12 protein-coding genes are annotated in these 18,738 nt (G+C 72.2%); 6 read left to right on the forward strand and 6 right to left on the reverse strand.

The annotated features are described in order from the left end of the window. Nucleotides 1-16 precede the first annotated feature (16 nt). Nucleotides 17-3,280, forward strand: a complete 3,264-nt coding sequence (locus tag RB614_RS29415; protein ID WP_308715921.1) for a hypothetical protein — start codon at nucleotides 17-19, stop codon at nucleotides 3,278-3,280. 662 nt (nucleotides 3,281-3,942) lie between these two features. Here the strand turns inward: RB614_RS29415 and RB614_RS29420 are convergent. The 5 genes from RB614_RS29420 to RB614_RS29440 all read right to left on the reverse strand — a co-directional run bounded on the left by RB614_RS29420 (nucleotide 3,943) and on the right by RB614_RS29440 (nucleotide 11,585). Beyond that, nucleotides 3,943-4,332 carry a VOC family protein gene (locus tag RB614_RS29420; protein ID WP_308715938.1) on the reverse strand — a complete coding sequence of 130 codons (390 nt, stop codon included), beginning with the start codon at nucleotides 4,330-4,332 and terminating at the stop codon, nucleotides 3,943-3,945. Nucleotides 4,333-4,337: 5 nt separating this feature from the next. After that, on the reverse strand, nucleotides 4,338-5,162 hold the full coding sequence (locus RB614_RS29425) for a TIGR03619 family F420-dependent LLM class oxidoreductase (protein WP_308715922.1): 825 nt from the start codon (nucleotides 5,160-5,162) through the stop codon (nucleotides 4,338-4,340). Nucleotides 5,163-5,174: 12 nt separating this feature from the next. Continuing rightward, a complete protein-coding gene (locus tag RB614_RS29430; protein WP_308715923.1) occupies nucleotides 5,175-7,127 on the reverse strand; it encodes a GTP-binding protein in 1,953 nt (650 codons plus the stop codon). 434 nt (nucleotides 7,128-7,561) lie between these two features. Next, nucleotides 7,562-10,201, reverse strand: coding sequence for a discoidin domain-containing protein (locus RB614_RS29435; protein WP_308715924.1), 2,640 nt, complete (start codon nucleotides 10,199-10,201; stop codon nucleotides 7,562-7,564). Between the two features lie 154 nt (nucleotides 10,202-10,355). Further along, on the reverse strand, nucleotides 10,356-11,585 hold the full coding sequence (locus RB614_RS29440; RefSeq protein ID WP_308715925.1) for an ROK family transcriptional regulator: 1,230 nt from the start codon (nucleotides 11,583-11,585) through the stop codon (nucleotides 10,356-10,358). Nucleotides 11,586-11,913: 328 nt separating this feature from the next. Between RB614_RS29440 and RB614_RS29445 the strand changes: the two genes are divergently transcribed. The 4 genes from RB614_RS29445 to RB614_RS29460 all read left to right on the forward strand — a co-directional run bounded on the left by RB614_RS29445 (nucleotide 11,914) and on the right by RB614_RS29460 (nucleotide 16,446). Then, a complete protein-coding gene (locus RB614_RS29445) occupies nucleotides 11,914-13,194 on the forward strand; it encodes an ABC transporter substrate-binding protein (protein ID WP_308715926.1) in 1,281 nt (426 codons plus the stop codon). Nucleotides 13,195-13,260: 66 nt separating this feature from the next. Further along, nucleotides 13,261-14,232: a carbohydrate ABC transporter permease gene (locus RB614_RS29450; protein WP_308715927.1), complete on the forward strand. Its 972-nt coding sequence runs from the start codon at nucleotides 13,261-13,263 to the stop codon at nucleotides 14,230-14,232. Next, nucleotides 14,225-15,064, forward strand: coding sequence for a carbohydrate ABC transporter permease (locus RB614_RS29455; protein ID WP_308715928.1), 840 nt, complete (start codon nucleotides 14,225-14,227; stop codon nucleotides 15,062-15,064). Before RB614_RS29450 ends, RB614_RS29455 begins: the two co-directional genes overlap by 8 nt. After that, nucleotides 15,061-16,446 carry a GH1 family beta-glucosidase gene (locus RB614_RS29460; RefSeq protein ID WP_428983128.1) on the forward strand — a complete coding sequence of 462 codons (1,386 nt, stop codon included), beginning with the start codon at nucleotides 15,061-15,063 and terminating at the stop codon, nucleotides 16,444-16,446. Before RB614_RS29455 ends, RB614_RS29460 begins: the two co-directional genes overlap by 4 nt. Nucleotides 16,447-16,525: 79 nt before the next feature. On the opposite strand, the gene RB614_RS29465 is transcribed toward RB614_RS29460, so the two are convergent. Beyond that, nucleotides 16,526-17,506, reverse strand: a complete 981-nt coding sequence (locus RB614_RS29465) for a 2-dehydropantoate 2-reductase (RefSeq protein ID WP_308715930.1) — start codon at nucleotides 17,504-17,506, stop codon at nucleotides 16,526-16,528. A 93-nt stretch (nucleotides 17,507-17,599) separates the two neighbouring features. On the opposite strand from RB614_RS29465, the gene RB614_RS29470 reads away from it, so the two are divergent. Further along, nucleotides 17,600-18,738: UDP-glucose dehydrogenase family protein (locus RB614_RS29470; RefSeq protein WP_428983129.1), on the forward strand; the 1,139-nt coding region annotated here is incomplete at its 3' end.

Consider the following 18,738-nt stretch of genomic DNA (forward strand, 5'->3'; position numbering starts at 1 on the left):
GTCGTAGGATGACCGCGTGTCCCTGGTTCGGGGGTTGGCCGCGCGGCCGTGGATCGCCGGCGCGACGGCGCTCGTGCTGCTGGGCGTCGGCGCGGCGGTCGCCTGGCAGGTGGACAAGGCGCTCGGGCTGAGCTTCACCCCGGCCGAGGTGCCGCCCGAGGACCTCGAGCCCGCGCCGCCCCGCGAGATGGCGCCCGCACCGGCCCTCGCCCGGGTGGAGGCGCCGGCGGACAAGCGGATCGGCCTGGCCGCGCAGGCGGTCGCCGCGGCCGCCGTCGAGCGCGGCGCGGCCCGCCCGGCGGTCGTCACCGCTCCGGCCAGAGCGGGCGCCGCACCCGGCACCGCCCCCCGGCCAGCCGGCGACGGCCCGGCACTCCGGGTCGCCCTGACCGACCCAGCGCCGGGCGCCGAGACGCCAGGCGGCCCGCCGGGCGCGGACTCCCCGGGCCCCGAGGCACCGGCCGGCCCGCCCGGTGCCGGCTCGCCGAGCCCTGACGCGTCGGGTGTGCCGGGCGTGGACTCCCCGGGCGCCGAGGCGCCGGACGGCCCGGCGGGCGCGGAGCCGGCGGGTGGTCAGGGTGGCGCGGAGCTCGCGGGCGAAGCGTTCCGGCTGCGCCGGGACGGTGCCGACCTGCTCCTCGAAGCCGCCACCCCGGCGGGCGCCTCCGCCGGCCTCTACACGGTCGCCGACCGCATCCGCTCCGGCGCGCCCGTCCTGCCGCCCGCCGACGACGGCCGGGTCGTCGCGCCCCGCCTCGGGCTGCGGCTGGTCGACTCGGGTGCGGTCGGCGTCGACGCGGACCCGGCCGGCTGGGCGGGGAGCGACGACTACTCGCTCAACACCGACGTCGTCGGCCCGGCCGTCCTGAGTGGACCGCCCTATGTGGACGCGGCGGCCGTCGAGCAGATCTCGGCGCAGTTTCGCCAGCTGGTCGACCACTCGCTCGCCCAGGGGTACAACGGGATCGTCGTGCAGGGCTTCCTGGAGTACGTCACCTTCGACGGCCTCGGCGTCTACCCGGCCGGCGACCCGCACGTGGCCCGGGCGCGGGCGATGGTGGAGCACTTCGGGCCGGTCTGGCGGTACGCGGCGGACCTGGGGATGAAGGTCTACTTCATGACCGACATGCTCGCGCTCTCCCCGCCGCTCCGCGCGTACCTGGAGCGCGCGCCCGGCGGCATGGACACCGAGGACCCTCGACTGTGGAGCGTCTACCAGGCCGGGCTGCGCGAGTTCTTCGCCTCCCTGCCGTACGCCGCGGGGCTGATGGTCCGCATCGGCGAGGGCGGCGACATCTACAGCTTCCCGGGGTGGGACTACACCTCGGAGATCGCGGTCAAGACGCCCGCGGCCGTGCGCGCCATGCTCCGCGCGCTCCTGGCCGTCGCCGGCGAGGGGGACCGGGACATCATCTTCCGCACCTGGAGTATCGGCGTCGGCGCGGTCGGCGAGATGCACATCGACGCCGGGTCGTACGAGGAGGTGCTCGGCGGCATCGACGACCCGCACCTGGTCGTCTCCACCAAGTACTGCCTCGGCGACTACTACAGCCACCTGCCGTTCAACCACACGCTGGAGATGGGCGCGCAGCGGCGGATCGTGGAGTTCCAGGCGCGGCGCGAGTTCGAGGTGTTCGGCGCGCTCCCCAACGACCTGGGCACGCTGCACGGCGCCGCGCTGCGCCGGTTCCTCGCCGCCAACCCGCACGTCGAGGGCGTCTGGACCTGGACCCAGGGCGGTGGCCCGCTGCGCGCCGGGCCGCGCACGCTCTATCTGCGCGAGGGCTTCTGGCAGCTGTACGACCTCAACGTCTACTCCGCCGCCCGGCTGGCCTGGGACCCCGCCGCCGACCCGGCCGAGGTGACCGCCGACTGGGCCCGGCGGACCTTCTCCGCCGATCCGTCCACTGTGGCCACGATCGGCGAGGTGATGGCACTGTCCCGCCAGGCGGTGACGAAGGGGCTCTACATCGGACCGTACGCCAACCGTACGGTCAAGGCGCTCGGCGTGCACCCGCCGCCGATGATGTGGATCTTCGAGTGGGACATCGTCACCGGTGACAGCGCGGTGCTCGACAGCATCTACTCGGTCAGCCGGGACCGCCTGGACGAGGCCATCCGCGAGGGCGGCGAGGCGGTCGAGATCTCCCGCCGGATGCGCTCGCTCGTCGCCGGCACGGACCCGGCGACCTGGCGTGACCCGGCGCTGCGGCAGCGGTTCGTGGACACCCTCGACTTCCAGTTGAACTTGTTCGAAACCCTCGGCGCCTACCGCACGATGTTCCTGCGGTACGCGCAGTGGCTCGACACCGGTGACCCGCAGGCGCGTGCCGCGTGGGAGTCGGCCCGCGACCGCTACGTCGAGGCGCGCGACGGGCACGTGGCCCGGTACGGCGACGACGTCGACCTGCCCGCCTTCCGCTTCCCGGCCGCCGACATCGGCCTGGCGCGGGCCGAACGCGACCAGGCGATGGCCTGGCTGGCCCGCGCCCTCCTCGCCCTGCTGGTCGCGGCGGTGCTGGTCGGCGCGTTCTGGCGGGGCCGCCGGCTGCCCGGCGTCGCGGCGCTGCGGGCCCTGTGGGTGGGTATGACGAGACCGTGGCGGGTCGGCGACCTGCCACCCCCACCGTCCACACTCGACCGCGTGCTGGTGTGGGCGCTCCCTGCGGCGGCGCTGGTGCTGAGCCGCGCCGCGTACGGCTGGTTCGCCGCCCCCGCGCACCTGACCGTGACCCTCGGCTCGTGGCTGCTCTTCGCGGTCGCGCTCCGGCTCCTGCTCGGCGGCGCCGATCCGTACGCGTTCTGGGCCGCCCTCGGTGGCGCGGCCACCCTGCGCACGCTGCTCCTGCTCGGCGGCACCGCGTCGGGCGGGCCCGGCCGCTACTGGTTCAACTTCTGGACCGACCCGCCGGCCCGCGCCGTGTACGTGACGGCCGCGTTCGCCGCGTTCCTGTGGGTGTTCGTGGCGGCCTACCACGCCCTGCGCGGCGGCTACGCCCTCGGTGGCCGGCGGGCGGCCGGCCGCGTGCTGGTCGCCGGCGGCGTCCCGGTCGCGGTCTTCGGCGGGGTGGCCACCGGCATGGGGTTGGAGCGCGCGCTGACCGTGTGGAACGACCAGATGGCGCTGCTGCCCTGGGGGCTGTCCCGCATCCTCGGCATCACGGTCTTCCTGGACATCCCGCCGTGGCTGCCGAAGGCCGCGACGGCCGCGGGCGTCGCCCTGGTCGGGGCGGGCGCGCTCCTGGCCCTCGGCCGGCGCGCCACCCGCCCCCTCGCCTGAGCCCCAGATCCGATCTGGAACACCCCGACAACCTAGCCTCCTAGGACGCGCTGCGGGGTGTGCCGCCAGCCCTGATGCGGTAGCCAGTTTGGGGCCGGGATCGGGTCGCGGAATCAGATCGTGGTATCGAGGTGCCCCCAGAGGGGCACTGAAATACCACGATCACGAGCTGAAGTCCGGACCCGCAGGGGTGGCGGTGATCGTTCGCCCGTTCTCCGCGTGACGCGCCGGGCAGGACGCGGGTTTGTTCGGATCACCCGCGGACGTCGCCGCAACTGACGGCTTGGAACAGATCATCTAGTGCGGTGGCCACCAACGTTCACCGGGTGACCGGCGGCCTTCGGCCGCTGGTCACCCGGGCCCGGCGAAGCCGGCAAAGGTTAGTGGCCACCGCACTAGACGATCTTTCCGAAGCTGAGCAGGGACTCGGCCCTTGACCGACGGCCAGTGCCACCCCGACCCACCGCGCCGGCCCGTCGGGGCCGGGTGGGTTGCGGTTGCCAAGCGCGGAGGGTGAGGCCGCGGGAGCAACGGTCCGGACCACCACGGGCATCGCGGTAGCTCGAATCTTGGGATAGATCCTCTCGTGACGTGACGTCCGGCCCAGGGAGACTAGCGGACGTCGATCGCCCGGAGGTGACGCCGACCCGGGGGTGCCAGGCCTACCGACCGACGAGATCCCACCTATTGCCGGCCACGTCCTCGAAGACCGCCACCCGGCCGTACGGCTGGTCGCTCGGCTGCCGTACGAACGTCACGCCCGCCGCCACCAAGCGGCCGTACACCGCGTCGAAGTCGTCCACCCGCAGGAAGAAGCCGACTCGGCCGGCCACCTGCGCGCCCACCACGGCATCCTGCCGCGGGCCGTCCGCGCGGGCCAGCAGCAGCCCCGTCTGCGCGCCGGGCGGCCGGACCACCACCCACCGCTTCGGGCGGCCGTCGTTGGTCGTCGCCGGCGAGTCCTCCACGAGCTCGAAGCCCAGCACGTCGACGAAGAACGCGATCGCCGGGTCGTAGTCGGGCACCACGAGCGTGACCAGGGAGAGGAACACCGCGCTCACTCCGGCGCGTACTCGGCGATCGCGCGTTCCCACTTCTCCAGCGCCTGCTCGACCCGCCAGCGCGGCCCGGACGGCAGCCATTGCGCCACGCGGTGCACGCCCGCCGCGCGCAGGCGCTCGAAGACCGCCGGGTCGGCGGGGACGCTCATGACCTGGACCTCGACCGGGCGCCCGGCCCGGGCGCGCAGCTCGGCGATCCGGTCGTACAGGTCCGGCGAGTAGTGCGGGAACCACGCGTCGCCGAAGGCCAGCACCCGGTCGAGCACGGTCGGGCCCTCGCCGCCGACCAGGATCGGCGGGTGCGGGCGCTGGGCCGGCTTGGGCCAGGACCGGATCCGCTCGAAGCTGACGTACCGGCCGGTGTAGCTCGCCTCCTCGTTCGCCCAGATGGTCTTCATCGCCTCGACCCGCTCGCGCAGCACCCGCATGCGGACGCGGGGGTCGGTGCCGTGGTTGCGCAGCTCGGCGCGGTTCCAGCCGGCGCCGACCCCGAACTCCAGCCGCCCGCCCGAGAGGTGGTCGACGCTCGCGACCGCCTTGGCGGTGACGATCGGTTCGCGCTCGACGACCAGGCAGATGCCGCTCGCCACGCGCAGCCGGCTGGTCGCGGCCGCGGCGGCGGTCAGGGCGACGAAAAGGTCGTACGTCTTCCAGTACTTCGACGGCAGCGGCCGGCCCGGCGCCCGGTCCGTCTCGGCGGCCGGGATGTGCGTGTGCTCGGCGAAGTAGAGCGCGTCCTGGCCGCGCTCCTCGACGAACCGGGCCACGTCGCCCGGCTTCATGCCGTCGTACGTGGGGAAGATGCCAACTCCGAACTCCATGGCCCCGATCATTCACGGCACCCGCCGCATCACGCGCAGCAGGTACTCCTTCCGGTCCAGCGGGTTGGCGTCCCACCGCGCCCGCCCCGGCGCCGGGCCGCGCACCGGCGCGTACCGGTTGAACATGTTCTCCACAACTCCCTCGCCGCGGGTGAGGCCGGGCAGCCGCTGCTGGAGCTCGTGCACCCGCGCCGCCGGGATCTCGCCCTCCAGCACCCCCACCGGCCCGCGCAGGTCTGGCTGGCCGGGTATGCCACCGAGCCGGACCAGCACGGGCAGCAGCGTGCCGTACGTGCCGGCCGGGAACTCCAACCGGAACCGGTGCAGCGGCTCGTGCACCACCGTCCCGGCGCGGGACAGCGCGGTCATCAGCACGAGCGGGGTGAGCCCGCGGAAGTCGAAACCGGTGCTCGACATGCTCTTGTCGAACGTGGCGTGCGCGTGGCTCTGCCGCGGCGCGTACCCGGAATGGGTCATCGTCACCACGCAGTCGGTGACCCGCCATCCGCGCAGGCCCTGCTCCAGCGTCTCGCGGACGGTGTCCTCGACCGCCTTCATGAACGCGTACGGCATCGACCCCAGCTCCACCTCCAGGCGGTACCCGACGCCGGAGCCGGCCGGTGCCGGGTCCACCCGGAGCCCGACGGTGGCCAGGAACGGGTTGCCCTCTTCACCCATCCGCTCGGCGGCCGCGCCGCTGCCGGCCGGGCGCTCGACGCAGATCGTCGCGCTCTCCCGGAAAGCCACGTCGATGCCGTACTCGCCGGCGAGCGTCGCCTGGATGACCTCCTTCTGCACCTCGCCGTAGAGCGACACCGAGATCTCCTGGCGGATCGGGTCCTGCCGCAGGTCGATCAGCGGGTCCTGCTCGGCGAGCTGGGTGAGCGCGGTGTGCAGCGCGCCCTTGTCGGCGGGGCGGGCCGGCACGACGACGGTCTCCAGCGACGGCGGCGCGAAGTGGTGCGCGGCGGCACCGTGCGGCGTGCCGACCGGGTCGCCGATGCGCACGCCGCCGAGGCCCCACAGCTTGCCGATCCGGCCGGCGGGCACCTCGTCGGCGCGGACCGTGCCGCCCCGGTCGAAGACGCCGATCGCGGTGACCTTGCCGTCGTCGCGCAGCCGGTCGCGGGTGCGGACGGTGCCGGAGAACACCCGCACGTACGCCACCTTCTCGCCGGCCGGGCCACGCTCCACTTTGAACACCGTTCCGGAGAGCGGTCCGCGCGGGTCACCCGCCGCGGCCGGCAGCAGCTCCGCGATCCCTTGCATGAGCGCGGGTACGCCGGCACCGGTGATCGCCGAGCCGAAGAAGACCGGGTGTACGGCCGCTGTCCCGGTGGCCGCCGCGAGCGAGGAGCGCAGCCGCCGGGGCGTGACCGTCCGCTCGTCCGCCACGTACGCGGCGAGCAACGCGTCGTCGTGCCGGGTGAGCGCGTCCACGAGGGCGGCGCCGTCCGGTACGAAGGCCGCGTCCCGGGTGCCGAGCGCCGCGACGGTCCCCATCGGTACCGCGCCGGCGGTGAGCTTCTCCGCGAGGTCGGCGAGCAGCCCGGCGTAGCGGGCGCCGACGCGGTCGACCTTGTTGACGAAGAGCAGGGTGGGGATGCGCAGCCGGCGCAGGGTGCGCATCAGCACGCGGGTCTGCGCCTGCACCCCCTCGACGGCCGAGACGACGAGCACCGCGCCGTCCAGCACGCTCAGCACCCGCTCCACCTCCGCGATGAAGTCCGGGTGGCCGGGCGTGTCGATCAGGTTGACGGTCACGTCCCCGATCGCGAACGACACGACGGCAGACCTGATCGTGATGCCGCGCTGCCGTTCGAGGGCCATCGAGTCGGTCTGCGTGCTGCCGGCGTCGACGCTACCGATCTCGTCGATCACACCGGCTTCGTAGAGCAGGCGCTCGGTCAGGCTGGTCTTACCGGCGTCGACGTGGGCCAGGATCCCGAGGTTCAACGTACTCAAGCGTGATGTCCTTCACGTAGGCGACGACTCCCTTCTGGACGGACATGCACGCTGCACGCATCTCGGGGCTCCCTTCCTGGTCGTGGCGGCGCCGGACGCTCTGGTCGCGGCGGACGCTCTGGTCGCGGCGGACGCCGACAAGTCCAGCAGGGCCGGCCGAGCGCGCGCAACCGATTAAGCCCGCGGCCACCCGCGATCAACACCCGATCGTCCCGCTTGTCGGCACGGGGCCGTGGGCCCCGGGCGCCCCGCGCGGGGGGGGGGCGGGGGCCCCCGCCGGGGGTGGGGGGGGGGGGCGCCCCCCCCCCCCCCCCCACCCCCCCCCCGGCGCCCGGGGGGGGGGGGGGGGGGGGGGCCCGGGGCCCCCCGGGGGGGGGGGGGGCCGGGCCCCACGGCCGTTTTTCGTGGGGTGGGAACTGCGGTCTACAGAGGAACTACGGGTAGTTGTTCAGCGTCTGCCGCTGGGTGGCCGTGTTGGCCGTACCGCCGGTGTTGTTGACGATCCGGTTGATCGTGCCGACGCCGCCCAGCGACACCGTCACCAGGTTGTGGAAGCGGACGCCCGGCGTGTCCGGCACCTCGAACGAGCGCTCGTTCACCACCGTGGGGTCCACGTTGAAGTAGCAGTAGCTGCCCACGCCCCACGCCTCGTGGCTGGTGACACCGTTGGCCACCTTGTACGCGGCGTACCCGCGGGTGCCGCCGTTCATCCACGCGGCCTGGTTCGGCGGGTCGTACGGCTTTTCGTTCTGGAAGAAGTACGTGCGGCCGCCGTTGCCGTTCCAGACCACCTCGTACTTCTGGTAGTGCTCGACGAAGAGGCCGTACATCGTGACGTTGTCGCCGTTGACGGTCAGCCCGGTGTCGGCGGTGTTGACGTTCCAGCCGATGCCGTCGCCGTGGTCGCCGCGCCACAGCCACATGTGGTCGCCGATCACGTTGTCGCTGTTGACGGTCAGGGTGTTCGTCGCCTTGCCGGCGATCGCGCCGCCGATCCGGAAGAAGACGTCGTGCAGCGAGGTCGGGTTGGCGGCGTGGCTCGCCGACGACCCGGCCGGGCCGACCTCCATCAGGACCGGCGAGTTGGTCGTGCCGGCCTCGAACATGAGACCGGCGACCTTCACGCCGTCGACGTCCGCGACCGACATGGCCGTCACGCCGTTGTTGGCCTGGAGGGTGGCGAGGCCGAGGCCGAGCACCACGGTGTCCGGCCGGGTGACCCGGATGGTCTGGTCGATCTGGTACACGCCCGGCGTGAACAGCAGGTGCCGGCCGGCGGCGAGCGCGTTGTTGATGGTCGCCGCCGTGGTGCCCGGGCGGACCACGTAGAACTGGCTCAGCGAGATGGACGAGCCCGCCGGCGTCTTGTTGAACCAGGTGGTGCCGGACGAGTTGGTGCGCAGCGCGGGCACGAAGACCCGGTACTCGCCGGTGCCGTCGACGTAGAGGAACGGCTTCTCGCGGACCACCGGGGTCGTCCCGACGACGGTGTGCGGCGGGTTCGGGTAGCTGGCCGCGGGGGCGCCGCTGACGCCCTGGAACACCATGTTCCACACGCCGCCGTTCCAGCTGCCGAACTCGCTGTTGCGCGAGTACCACTGCTGCTGCGAGCCGGAGACGACCTGACCGTCCACTTTGGTGTCGGCCATGAAGCCGCCGGAGGACCAGCCGTCGCCGCCGTTCCAGAGTTGGATCTGGTTGCCGGCGCCGCGCAGGTGCATGCGGCGGTACGGCGCGGCCTGGGAGACCGCCCAGCGCTCCACGATGGTGCCGGCCGGGAGGGTGACGGAGAGGTTCTCCGCCGCGCGCCAGAAGTTCTGCGTGGCGTTGCCGCCCATCCAGAACGCCTCGACCCGCACGTGGCCGTTGAGGTTGACGTCGTCCGGCGACATGCCGAGGCCGGCGACCTGGGTGAAGAAGCCGAGGTTGACGTCGGCGGTGTAGTTGCCGGGCTTGAACAGCACCGCGTACCGGTTGGGCGCGAACTGCGCCGTCTCCTGCTGGGCGAAGATGGTGTTCAGTCGACTTTGGATGGTCGAGGTGGGCGTCGAGGGGTCGAAGACGTACGTGTTCGGCCCGAGGTTGGGGTTGTGCGGGTCGGTCGGCTCGACCGGGTCGGTGGGTGGGGTGGTCGGCGGTGTCGTCGGCGGCGTGCTCGTGGTCCCGGTGCGCACCTGGAGCTCCCAGAGCGAGTAGCCCCACGCCGTGGCCCGGGCGGTGCCGTTGACCCGCACGTACCGGCCGGAGCCGCTCACGTCGAGCGTCTGCGTGCCGCCGGTGGAGGTGGTCGTGGAGTGGACGGTGGTCCAGCTCGTGCCGTTGGCCGAGGTCTGGATCTGGTACGCCGTCGCGTAGGCGGCCTCCCACTGGAGCACCACCTGGCATATCGACTGGCTGGCGCCGAGGTCCACCTGGATCCACTGTGGATCGCTGAACGCCGAGGCCCAGCGGGTGCCGGTGTTGCCGTCGACCGCGGCGGACGCCGGGTACGCGGCGGACTCGGTGGAGGAGGCGGTGGCCGGGCGGCCGGCGGCGGCGTTGGCGGTGCCGCACGCGTTCGGCTGGGCGCCGAAGTCGCCGACCACCTCGAACTCCCAGAGCGAGTAACCCCACGCCGTGGCCCGGGCGGTGCCGTTCATCCGCACGTACCGGCCGGATCCGGTGACGTCGAGCGTCTGCGTGCCGCCGGTCGAGGTGGTGGTGGCGTAGACGTTGGTCCAGGTGGTGCCGTTCGTCGAGGTCTGGATCTGGTACGCCGTCGCGTACGCCGCCTCCCAGCGGAGCGTGACCTGGCTGATCGTCGCGGTGGCGCCCAGGTCGACCTGGATCCACTGTGGATCGCTGAACGCCGAGGCCCAGCGGGTGCCCTGGTCGCCGTCGACGGCCGCGGTGGCGGGGTACGCGGCGGACTCGCTCGAGGAGGCGGTGACCGGCCTGCCCTGCGAGATCAGCGCGGGTGCCGCGCTGGCGAACGGGATCGCGCCGATCGGGATCAGCGCGAGCACGGCCGCCGCGACGACGGCGATGACGAGCGGTCGACGTCTGATCCGGCGAAAGAGGGTACGGGAAGTCATGACCCTGCCTGTCGTGGTGGTGGGGCCCGGACGCCGAAACCGGGATCGTTGAGAGCGCTCTCGCTCCCGGCAGAGTGTTACGCCGGCGTCACGAGTGCGTCAAGACATAGATCCATCACAACGTAATAAATCCCGAATGCCGGAAGTGGCGGGATCAGACCGCGGCCGCCGCGGCGACGTTGTCAGCGCGGACGCCGCCGGCTGCCAGCAGGTGGGCGACCGGGAGCGTCGCCGCGCCCAGGGCCACCGCGTCCACGCCGAGCTGGCCGAGCTCGACGCTCGCCTGCTCGAAGGGCTTGCGGAGCGCCTGCGCCGCCGCCGCGTCCCGGATCGCGGGCAGGAGGCGCGCGCCGAGCGCCAGTCCCGCCCAGCCGCCGAGCACGACCCGCTCGGGGTTGAACAAGTTGATCAGGTTGGCCACGCCGGCGCCCAGGTACGCCGCCGTCTCGTCGAGCACGCGGCGGGCGGTCTCGGAGCGGTCGGCGGCCGCGAGCAGCGCGTTGATCTGCGACTCCTCGTCGGCGCCGGGCACCGCGCGACCCCGCCGCGCCTCCCGGTAGCGCTCGATGATCCCCTCCGCGCCGACGTACGCCTCCAGGCAGCCGCGAGCCCCGCACCGGCAGGCCCGCCCGCCGTACACGAGGGTGGTGTGCCCCCACTCGCCGGCGCTGCTCGCGACGCCCCGGTAGGTCGTGCCGCCGCTCACCACCGTGGCGCCGACACCGGAGCCGACCAGCGCGAACACCGCGTGCCGGGCACGCCGGCCGGCGCCGAACCACATCTCCGCCTGCCCCTGCGTCTTGGCGCCGTTGTCGATGTACAGCGGCACGTCGACCTCGGCCCGGATCATGCGTTCCAGCGGTACGCCGTCCCAGCCGAGCGTCTGCGCGTACACGACGGCCTCGCCGCCCTGCACCACGACGCCGGAGACGCCCACGCCGACGCCGAGCAGGTCGGAGCGGGAGACGCCGGCCTCTTCGGTGACCGCCGCCAGGCCGGCGACGATGTGCCGCACCACCGTGGCCGGGTCGGGGCGGGCCGCGTCGATGGGGTGGTCGGCGCTGGCCAGCAGCGCCATCGACAGGTCGAAGAGCTCCACCCGCACCCGCGTCTCGCCGACGTCGACGCCGGCAACGAGCGCGAAGCGGGGCGCCACCCGCAGGCTCATGCTCGGCCGGCCGCCGTCCGACTCCAGGGCGCCGGCGTCGACCACCAGGCCGGCCGCGACCAGGTCGGCGACCACGTTGCTCACCGCGGGCTGGCTCAGCCCGGTGTCGCGGGCCAGGTCCTGGCGGGTCAGCGGGCCCTCCAGGAAGAGCTTCGACAGCAGCACGGCCCGGTTGCGCAGCCGCACCGTGCGGTTCGTCGTCCGTTCCAGGGCCATGCCTACCCCGCTCCGCCGCTCGGCGCTCGTGCGCCGTCGTGGTCGAGGCCCGTAGCCTCGCGGCTCCCGCTCATGCCTACCCCGCTCCGCCGCTCGGCGCCCGTGCGCCGTCGTGGTCGAGGCCCGTAGCCTCCCGGCTCCCGCTCATGCACCACCTCGATCAACCCGCCCGCTGGCAGATAACTGTAAGGCTCGCCCGCCCGCCGGAATCCTGGTGAGAGCGTTCCCTTGACGGCGAACCGGAAAGTCACTTTAATGACGTTGTAATTTAAGCCCTGATGTAACTCCCACGCCAGAAGGGCGCATCGTGTCTCGACGACTATTGGCAATGACTGCCGCGGCCCTCGTGCTGGCCGCTTCGATTACCGCGTGCGGCGACGACTCGGAGGGCGGCTCCGGCGGTGCCAAGACACTCACCTACTGGGCCAGCAACCAGGGCTCCAGCCTCGACTTCGACAAGCAGACCCTCCAGCCCGAGCTGGACAAGTTCGAGCAGCAGACCGGCATCAAGGTGAACGTCGAGGTCGTGCCCTGGTCCGACCTGCTCAACCGGCTCCTCGCCGCGGCCACCTCGGGCAAGGGCCCGGACGTGGTCAACATCGGCAACACCTGGTCGGCGTCGCTGCAGGCGACCGGCGCGTTCATCCCGTTCGACGACGCGACGATCGGCGCCGTCGGCGGCAAGGACCGCTTCGTGCCGGCCGCGCTGGCCGCCGCGGGCGCGCCCGGCCAGCCGCCGACCGCCGTGCCGCTGTACAGCCTGGCGTACGCCCTCTACTACAACAAGAAGATGTTCGCCGACGCCGGCATCAGCGCGCCGCCGACCACCTGGGAAGAGCTCGTCACCACCGGCAAGAAGCTGACCAAGGGCGACCAGTGGGGCCTCGCCGTCGAGGGCGCCAACATCTCGGAGAACTCGCACCACGCCTTCGCGTTCGGCCAGCAGTGGGGCGGCGAGTGGTTCGACGCCTCCGGCAAGCCCACGTTCGACACCCCGCAGAACGTGGCCGCCGTCAAGCGGTACATCGACCTGATGGCCGTCGACAAGATCGTCAACCCGAGCAACGCCGAGTACGCGCAGAACCAGTCGGTCTCCGACTTCGCCAACGGCAAGGCGGCCATGCTGCTGTGGCAGGCGGCCGGCAACGCGTTCAAGACGCAGGGCATGGCGGCCGACGCGTACGGCGTGGCGCCGGTGCCGTTCCCGGCCACCACCCCGGCCGGCGGCAAGAAGGTCAACAGCATGGTGGCCGGCATCAACATCGCGGTCTTCAAGCACACCAAGGACAAGGACGCCGCGCTGCAGTTCGTCAAGTTCATGACCAGCGACGCCGAGCAGGTCCAGCTCAACAAGGTGTACGGCTCGCTCCCCTCGGTGACGACCGTGTCGGGTGACGCGGCGTTCCAGGCCGAGGAGCAGAAGGTGCTCGCCAGCGTGCTCGCCACCAGCGCCGCCCCGCTGCCCCAGGTCGCGGAGGAGAGCAAGTTCGAGACCCTTGTGGGTACGGCGATGAAGGAGCTGTTCGCGGACGCGGCCAGCGGCAAGGCGGTCACCGAGGACGCGGTCAAGGAGAAGCTCGGCAACGCCCAGCAGCAGATGGGCAGCTGAGAAAACCGAGCGTGGCCGTGGAGGGGAACGCCGACCCCTCCACGGCCCATCCTTGAGAGGACCGCGATGGTGACCACCACGACGGCTCCGGCGCCGGCCCGGCCGTCCACGCCCGGCACCGGCCGTACGAAGAAGGGCCGGCTGCCCCGCTCGAAGCTGCCCTACCTGCTCCTGCTCCCGGCCATCGCGCTCGAACTGCTCGTCCACGTCGTGCCGATGGTCGTGGGCGTGTGGATGAGCGTGCTGGAGCTGACCCAGTTTCAGATCCGGGACTGGTCCGCGGCGCCCTTCGTCGGCCTGGACAACTACAAGGCCACATTGGACGTCAACGGTCCGGTCGGCAAGGAGCTGCTGCACTCGTTCTGGGTGACCGTGATGTACACGACGCTCTCGGTCGGGCTCTCCTGGCTCTTCGGGCTCTTCGCCGGCGTTTACCTGCAACGCCCCTTCCCCGGGCGGTCGCTGCTGCGCACGCTCTTCCTCACCCCGTACGCGCTGCCGGTCTACGCGGCCGTCATCACCTGGACGTTCATCTTCCAGCGGGACACCGGCCTGCTCAACGAGCTGCTCACCACGACCGGGCTCGCCGACGACCGGCCGTTCTGGCTGATCGGCGGCAACAGCTTCTGGGCGCTGCTGGTCGTGTCGGTGTGGCGCTCGTGGCCGTTCGCGTTCCTGTGTGTCATGGCCGGCCTGCAGAACGTGCCGAGCGAGATGTACGAGGCGGCCGCGATCGACGGCGCGGGTTTCTGGCGCCGGCTCAAGGACGTGACGCTGCCGATGCTGCGGCCGGTCAACCAGGTGCTGATCCTGGTGCTGTTCCTCTGGACGTTCAACGACTTCAACACCCCGTTCGTCCTCTTCGGAGGGTCCGCGCCGGAGCAGGCCGACCTCATCTCCATCCACATCTACCGCAGCTCGTTCATCACCTGGAACTTCGGCCAGGGCTCGGCGATGTCGGTGGCGCTGCTGCTCTTCCTGCTGATCGTGACGGCCGGGTACCTGCTGGTCACCAACCGGAGGAGGGAACATGCGTGAGACGGCCGCCGAGCGCTGGTCGCGCCGGGTCGTGCTGACCCTGCTCACGTTGTTCACGGTCACGCCGCTCTACGTGATGCTCAGCTCCGCGGTGAAGCCGCTGCGCGACGTGCAGGGCGCCTTCACCTGGCTGCCGACCCGCCCGAGCTTCCAGGCGTTCGTCGACATGTGGAGCACGGTGCCGCTCGGCCGGTACCTCGTCAACAGCCTGCTGGTCTCCAGCGTGGCCGCGGTCGTCTCGGTGGCGATCGCCATCTTCGCCGCATTCGCGGTCAGCCGGTACCGGTTTCGCGGCCGCCAGGTCTTCTCGGTGACCGTGCTCTCGACGCAGATGTTTCCCGGGATCCTCTTCCTGCTCCCGCTCTTCCTCATCTACGTCAACCTCGGCAACGCCACCGGCATCGAGCTCTACGCCAGCCGCACCGGCCTCGTCATCACGTACCTGACGTTCTCGCTGCCGTTTTCCATCTGGATGCTGGTCGGCTACTTCGACTCGATCCCGCGCGGCCTCGACGAGGCGGCGCAGGTGGACGGCGCCGGTCCGATGAGGACACTCTTCCAGGTCATCCTGCCGACCGCGATCCCCGGCGTCGTGGCGGTCACGGTGTACGCCTTCATGACCGCGTGGGGCGAGGTGCTCTTCGCCTCGGTGATGACCGACGAGAACAGCCGGACCCTCGCCGTGGGCCTGCAGGGCTACGCGACCCAGTACAACGTGTACTGGAACCAGGTCATGGCCGCGTCGCTGGTCGTGAGCATCCCCGTGGTCGCCGGATTCCTGATGCTCCAGCGCTACTTCGTCGCCGGCCTCACCGCCGGCGCCGTCAAATGAGTCCTACCAGAGGGGAAACCGAGACCGTGCCGGACCTGTCGAAGCTGCCACCCGACTTTACCTGGGGCGTCGCCACCGCGGCGTACCAGATCGAAGGCGCCGTCGGGGAGGATGGCCGGAAACCGTCCATCTGGGACACCTTCAGCCGGGTACCCGGTGCCATCGACAACGCGGACAACGGTGACGTCGCCTGCGACCACTACCACCGGTGGCCCGAGGACGTCGCGCTGATGCGCAAGCTCGGCGTCCAGGCGTACCGCTTCTCGATGGCCTGGCCGCGGGTCATTCCCGACGGGGTCGGCCAGGTCAACGCGTCCGGACTCGCCTTCTACGACCGCCTCGTCGACGCGCTGCTCGACGCGGGCATCAAGCCGATGGTCACGCTGTACCACTGGGACCTGCCGCAGGCGTTGCAGGACAAGGGCGGCTGGCCGGAGCGGGCCACCGCCGAGGCGTTCGCCGACTACGCGACGGTGGTCGCCGGCGCGCTCGGCGACCGGGTCACCGAGTGGGTCACCGTCAACGAACCGCTCTGCGTCTCCTGGATCGGCCACCTGGAGGGGCGGATGGCGCCCGGGGTACGCGACCTCGGCCTCGCCGTCCGGGCCAGCCACCACACGCTGCTCGGCCACGGCCTGGCCACCCAGGCGATCCGGGCCGCCGCGCCCAGCCCGCCGCAGGTGGGGATCGTGCTCAACCCCAGCCCGTGCGAGCCGGGCAGCGAACGCCCCGAGGACGTGGCCGCGGCCCGCCGCGCCGACGGGCACACCAACCGGTGGTGGCTCGACCCGCTGTACGGGCGCGGCTACCCCGCCGACATGGTCGAGACGTACGGCCACGAACCGCCCGTCCACCCCGGCGACCTGGAGCTCATCGCCACGCCGACCGAGTTCCTGGGGCTCAACTACTACTTCCGCCAGCTCGTGGTCGACGACCCCGACGGGCCCGCGCCGTACGCCCGGCAGATCCCGGTGCCCGGCTCGATGGAGACCGCGATGGGCTGGGAGATGTACCCCTCCGGCCTCTCCCAGCTGCTGGTGAGCGTCTCGGAGACGTACCGGCCGGCCCGGGTCATCGTCACCGAGAGCGGCTCGGCCTGGCGGGACGAGCTCACCCCGGACGGCGAGATCCAGGACAAGGAGCGCACCGACTACCTGGAACAGCACATCGACGCCTGTGCCGAGGCGGCGGCGCAGGGCGTGCCGATCGACGGCTACTACGTCTGGTCCCTGCTGGACAACTTCGAGTGGTCCTACGGGTACGACAAGCGCTTCGGCCTGGTGCACGTCGACTACGACAGCCAGCGCCGGACGATCAAGGCGAGCGGCCACCGGTACGCGAACCTGATCGCCCAGCACCGCCAGGTAACGGCGGTCAACTGAGCTCACCGGGGGATGAGAGTGGGGTCGGGACCCGCCGCTCGCCGTGGCACCTGGGCGGCGGCGTCCCGGCCCCACGCGGCTACGCGTAGAGGCCGCGCCGGCGGGCGGCGAGGCGGGTCAGGCCGAGCAGCGCGTCCATGTGCGGCGCCGGCGTGCCGGTCGCCTGGGCGATCTCCCGCACCACCGTGACCATCGCGTCCAGCTCCAGCGGCCGGCCCGCCTCCGCGTCCTGGAGCATCGACGTCTTGAACGCGCCCAGCCGCCGGGTCACCTGGTTGCGGTCCTCGGCGCTCTGCGCGATCGGGCATCCGATCCGCTCGCCGACGGCCGCCGCCTCACCCATCACCGCGCGCACGAACCCGTCGACCAGCTCGTCGTCGAGGATCAGGTCGGCGGTGGCGCCGGTGAGGGCGGAGATCGGGTTCATCGTCATGTTGCCCCACAGCTTGTACCAGATGTCCTGCTGGATCCGGGGCGAGACGGTGACGTCGAAGCCGGCCTTGCCCACGACGGCGGCCAGGGTCTCCAGGCGGCTCGTCGAGCCGCCCGCGGGCTCGCCGAGGATCAGGCCGTCGCCGGCGTAGTGGCGGGAGACGCCCGGCTCCTCGACGCTGGCGCTGAGGTGCACGACGCAACCGACCACCCGCGCGGTCGGTATCGCGGCCGCGACCGCGCCGTCCGGGTCGACGGCCCGCAGCCGCAGCCCCTCGAACTCGCCGCCGATGCCGTCGAAGAACCACCACGGCACCCCGTTGATCGCCGGCACGACGGTGGTCTCCGGCCCGATCAGCGGCCCGAGCGTCGGCGCGAGGCCGGGCAGGGCGTGCGCCTTGACGGCCAGCAGCACCACGTCTTGCGGCCCGAGGGCGGCCGGATCGTCACTCGCGGTGACCGGCCCGCCGATCTCGCCGCCGGCGGTCCGCAGCCGCCAGCCGTGCGCCCGCAGCGCGTCGAGCGTCCGCCCGCGCGCCAGCGCCGTCGTGGTGTGGCCGCTGGCCGCCAGCCGCGCCCCGACCAGCCCGCCCACGGCACCGGCCCCGACCACGCAGACGCCCGTCACACCCCCATTCAACCAGGGCGCGCCGGACCGGTTCCTCCGGCTGGTCGGGGCCCGAGCCGTACCGGGTGAGCCGGTCAGGGCCGTCAGTCCGGAGTGACCGTCGGCTACCGGACATTGGCGTGGCCGGCGCTCGGCGCGCTCATAGCCTCGTCATCCATGGATCGGAGCATGCCCAGGCTGACCGTCGTCGGCACCGGGTACCTCGGCGCGACACACGCGATCTGCATGGCCGTGCTCGGCTACGAGGTGCTCGGCGTGGACGTCGACGCGACCAAGGTGGCGCGGCTCGCCTCGGGTGAGGTGCCGTTCTTCGAGCCTGGCCTGCCCGAGCTGCTGAGCAAGGCCCTGGAGTCGGGCCGGCTGCGGTTCACCACCTCCTATGCCGAGGCCGGTGAGTTCGGCGAGGTGCACTTCGTCTGCGTCGGCACGCCGCAGCGCCCCGGCTCGTACGCCGCCGACATCCAGTACGTCGACGCGGCCGTCAGCGAGCTCGCCCAGCACCTGCGGAGCAAGAGCCTGGTGGTCGGCAAGTCGACCGTGCCGATCGGTACCGCCGCCCGGCTGACCGGCATGGTGCGGCGGCTCGCGCCCGCCGGCGAGGAAGTGGAGCTGGCCTGGAATCCGGAGTTTCTGCGGGAGGGCTTCGCGGTCGACGACACCCTCAGGCCGGACCGGCTGGTCTTCGGCGTGGCGTCGCCGTGGGCCGAGGAGCGGCTGCGGGCCGCCTTCGCGCCGGTGCTGGCGCAGGGGACCCCGGTGGTGGTCACCGACCTGGCGACGGCGGAGCTGGTGAAGGTCGCGGCGAACTCGTTCCTGGCGACGAAGATTTCGTACATCAACGCGATGGCGGAGGTGTGTGAGGGGACCGGCGCGGATGTGCACGATCTGGCGGCGGCGCTCGCCTATGACGATCGGATCGGTGGCCGGTTTCTGAAGCCGGGTCTGGGCTTCGGTGGTGGTTGCCTGCCCAAGGACATCCGGGCGTTCATGCACCGGGCCGAGGAGCTCGGTGTGGGGCAGGCGGTGTCGTTTCTGCGTGAGGTGGACGGGATCAACAAGCGGCGCCGGGCCCGCACCGTCGACCTGGTCCGTGAGCTGGTCGGTGGTGACCTGGTGGGGGTGCGGGTGGCGGCGTTGGGGGCGGCGTTCAAGCCGAACTCGGACGATATCCGGGATGCGCCGGCGTTGGATGTGGCCAGCACGTTGCACGAGGAGGGTGCGGTGGTGCGGGT

This window comes from Phytohabitans maris (genome assembly GCF_031085175.1).
GTDB lineage: Bacteria > Actinomycetota > Actinomycetes > Mycobacteriales > Micromonosporaceae > Phytohabitans > Phytohabitans maris.

Coding starts and splice junctions, on each gene's coding strand:
- RB614_RS29425 (WP_308715922.1), bottom strand. CDS start 5,162: ATGGAGTTCGGAGTTGGCATCTTCCCCACGTACGACGGCATGAAGCCG.
- RB614_RS29435 (WP_308715924.1), bottom strand. CDS start 10,201: ATGACTTCCCGTACCCTCTTTCGCCGGATCAGACGTCGACCGCTCGTC.
- RB614_RS29440 (WP_308715925.1), bottom strand. CDS start 11,585: ATGGCCCTGGAACGGACGACGAACCGCACGGTGCGGCTGCGCAACCGG.
- RB614_RS29445 (WP_308715926.1), top strand. CDS start 11,914: ATGACTGCCGCGGCCCTCGTGCTGGCCGCTTCGATTACCGCGTGCGGC.
- RB614_RS29450 (WP_308715927.1), top strand. CDS start 13,261: ATGGTGACCACCACGACGGCTCCGGCGCCGGCCCGGCCGTCCACGCCC.
- RB614_RS29455 (WP_308715928.1), top strand. CDS start 14,225: ATGCGTGAGACGGCCGCCGAGCGCTGGTCGCGCCGGGTCGTGCTGACC.
- RB614_RS29460 (WP_428983128.1), top strand. CDS start 15,061: ATGAGTCCTACCAGAGGGGAAACCGAGACCGTGCCGGACCTGTCGAAG.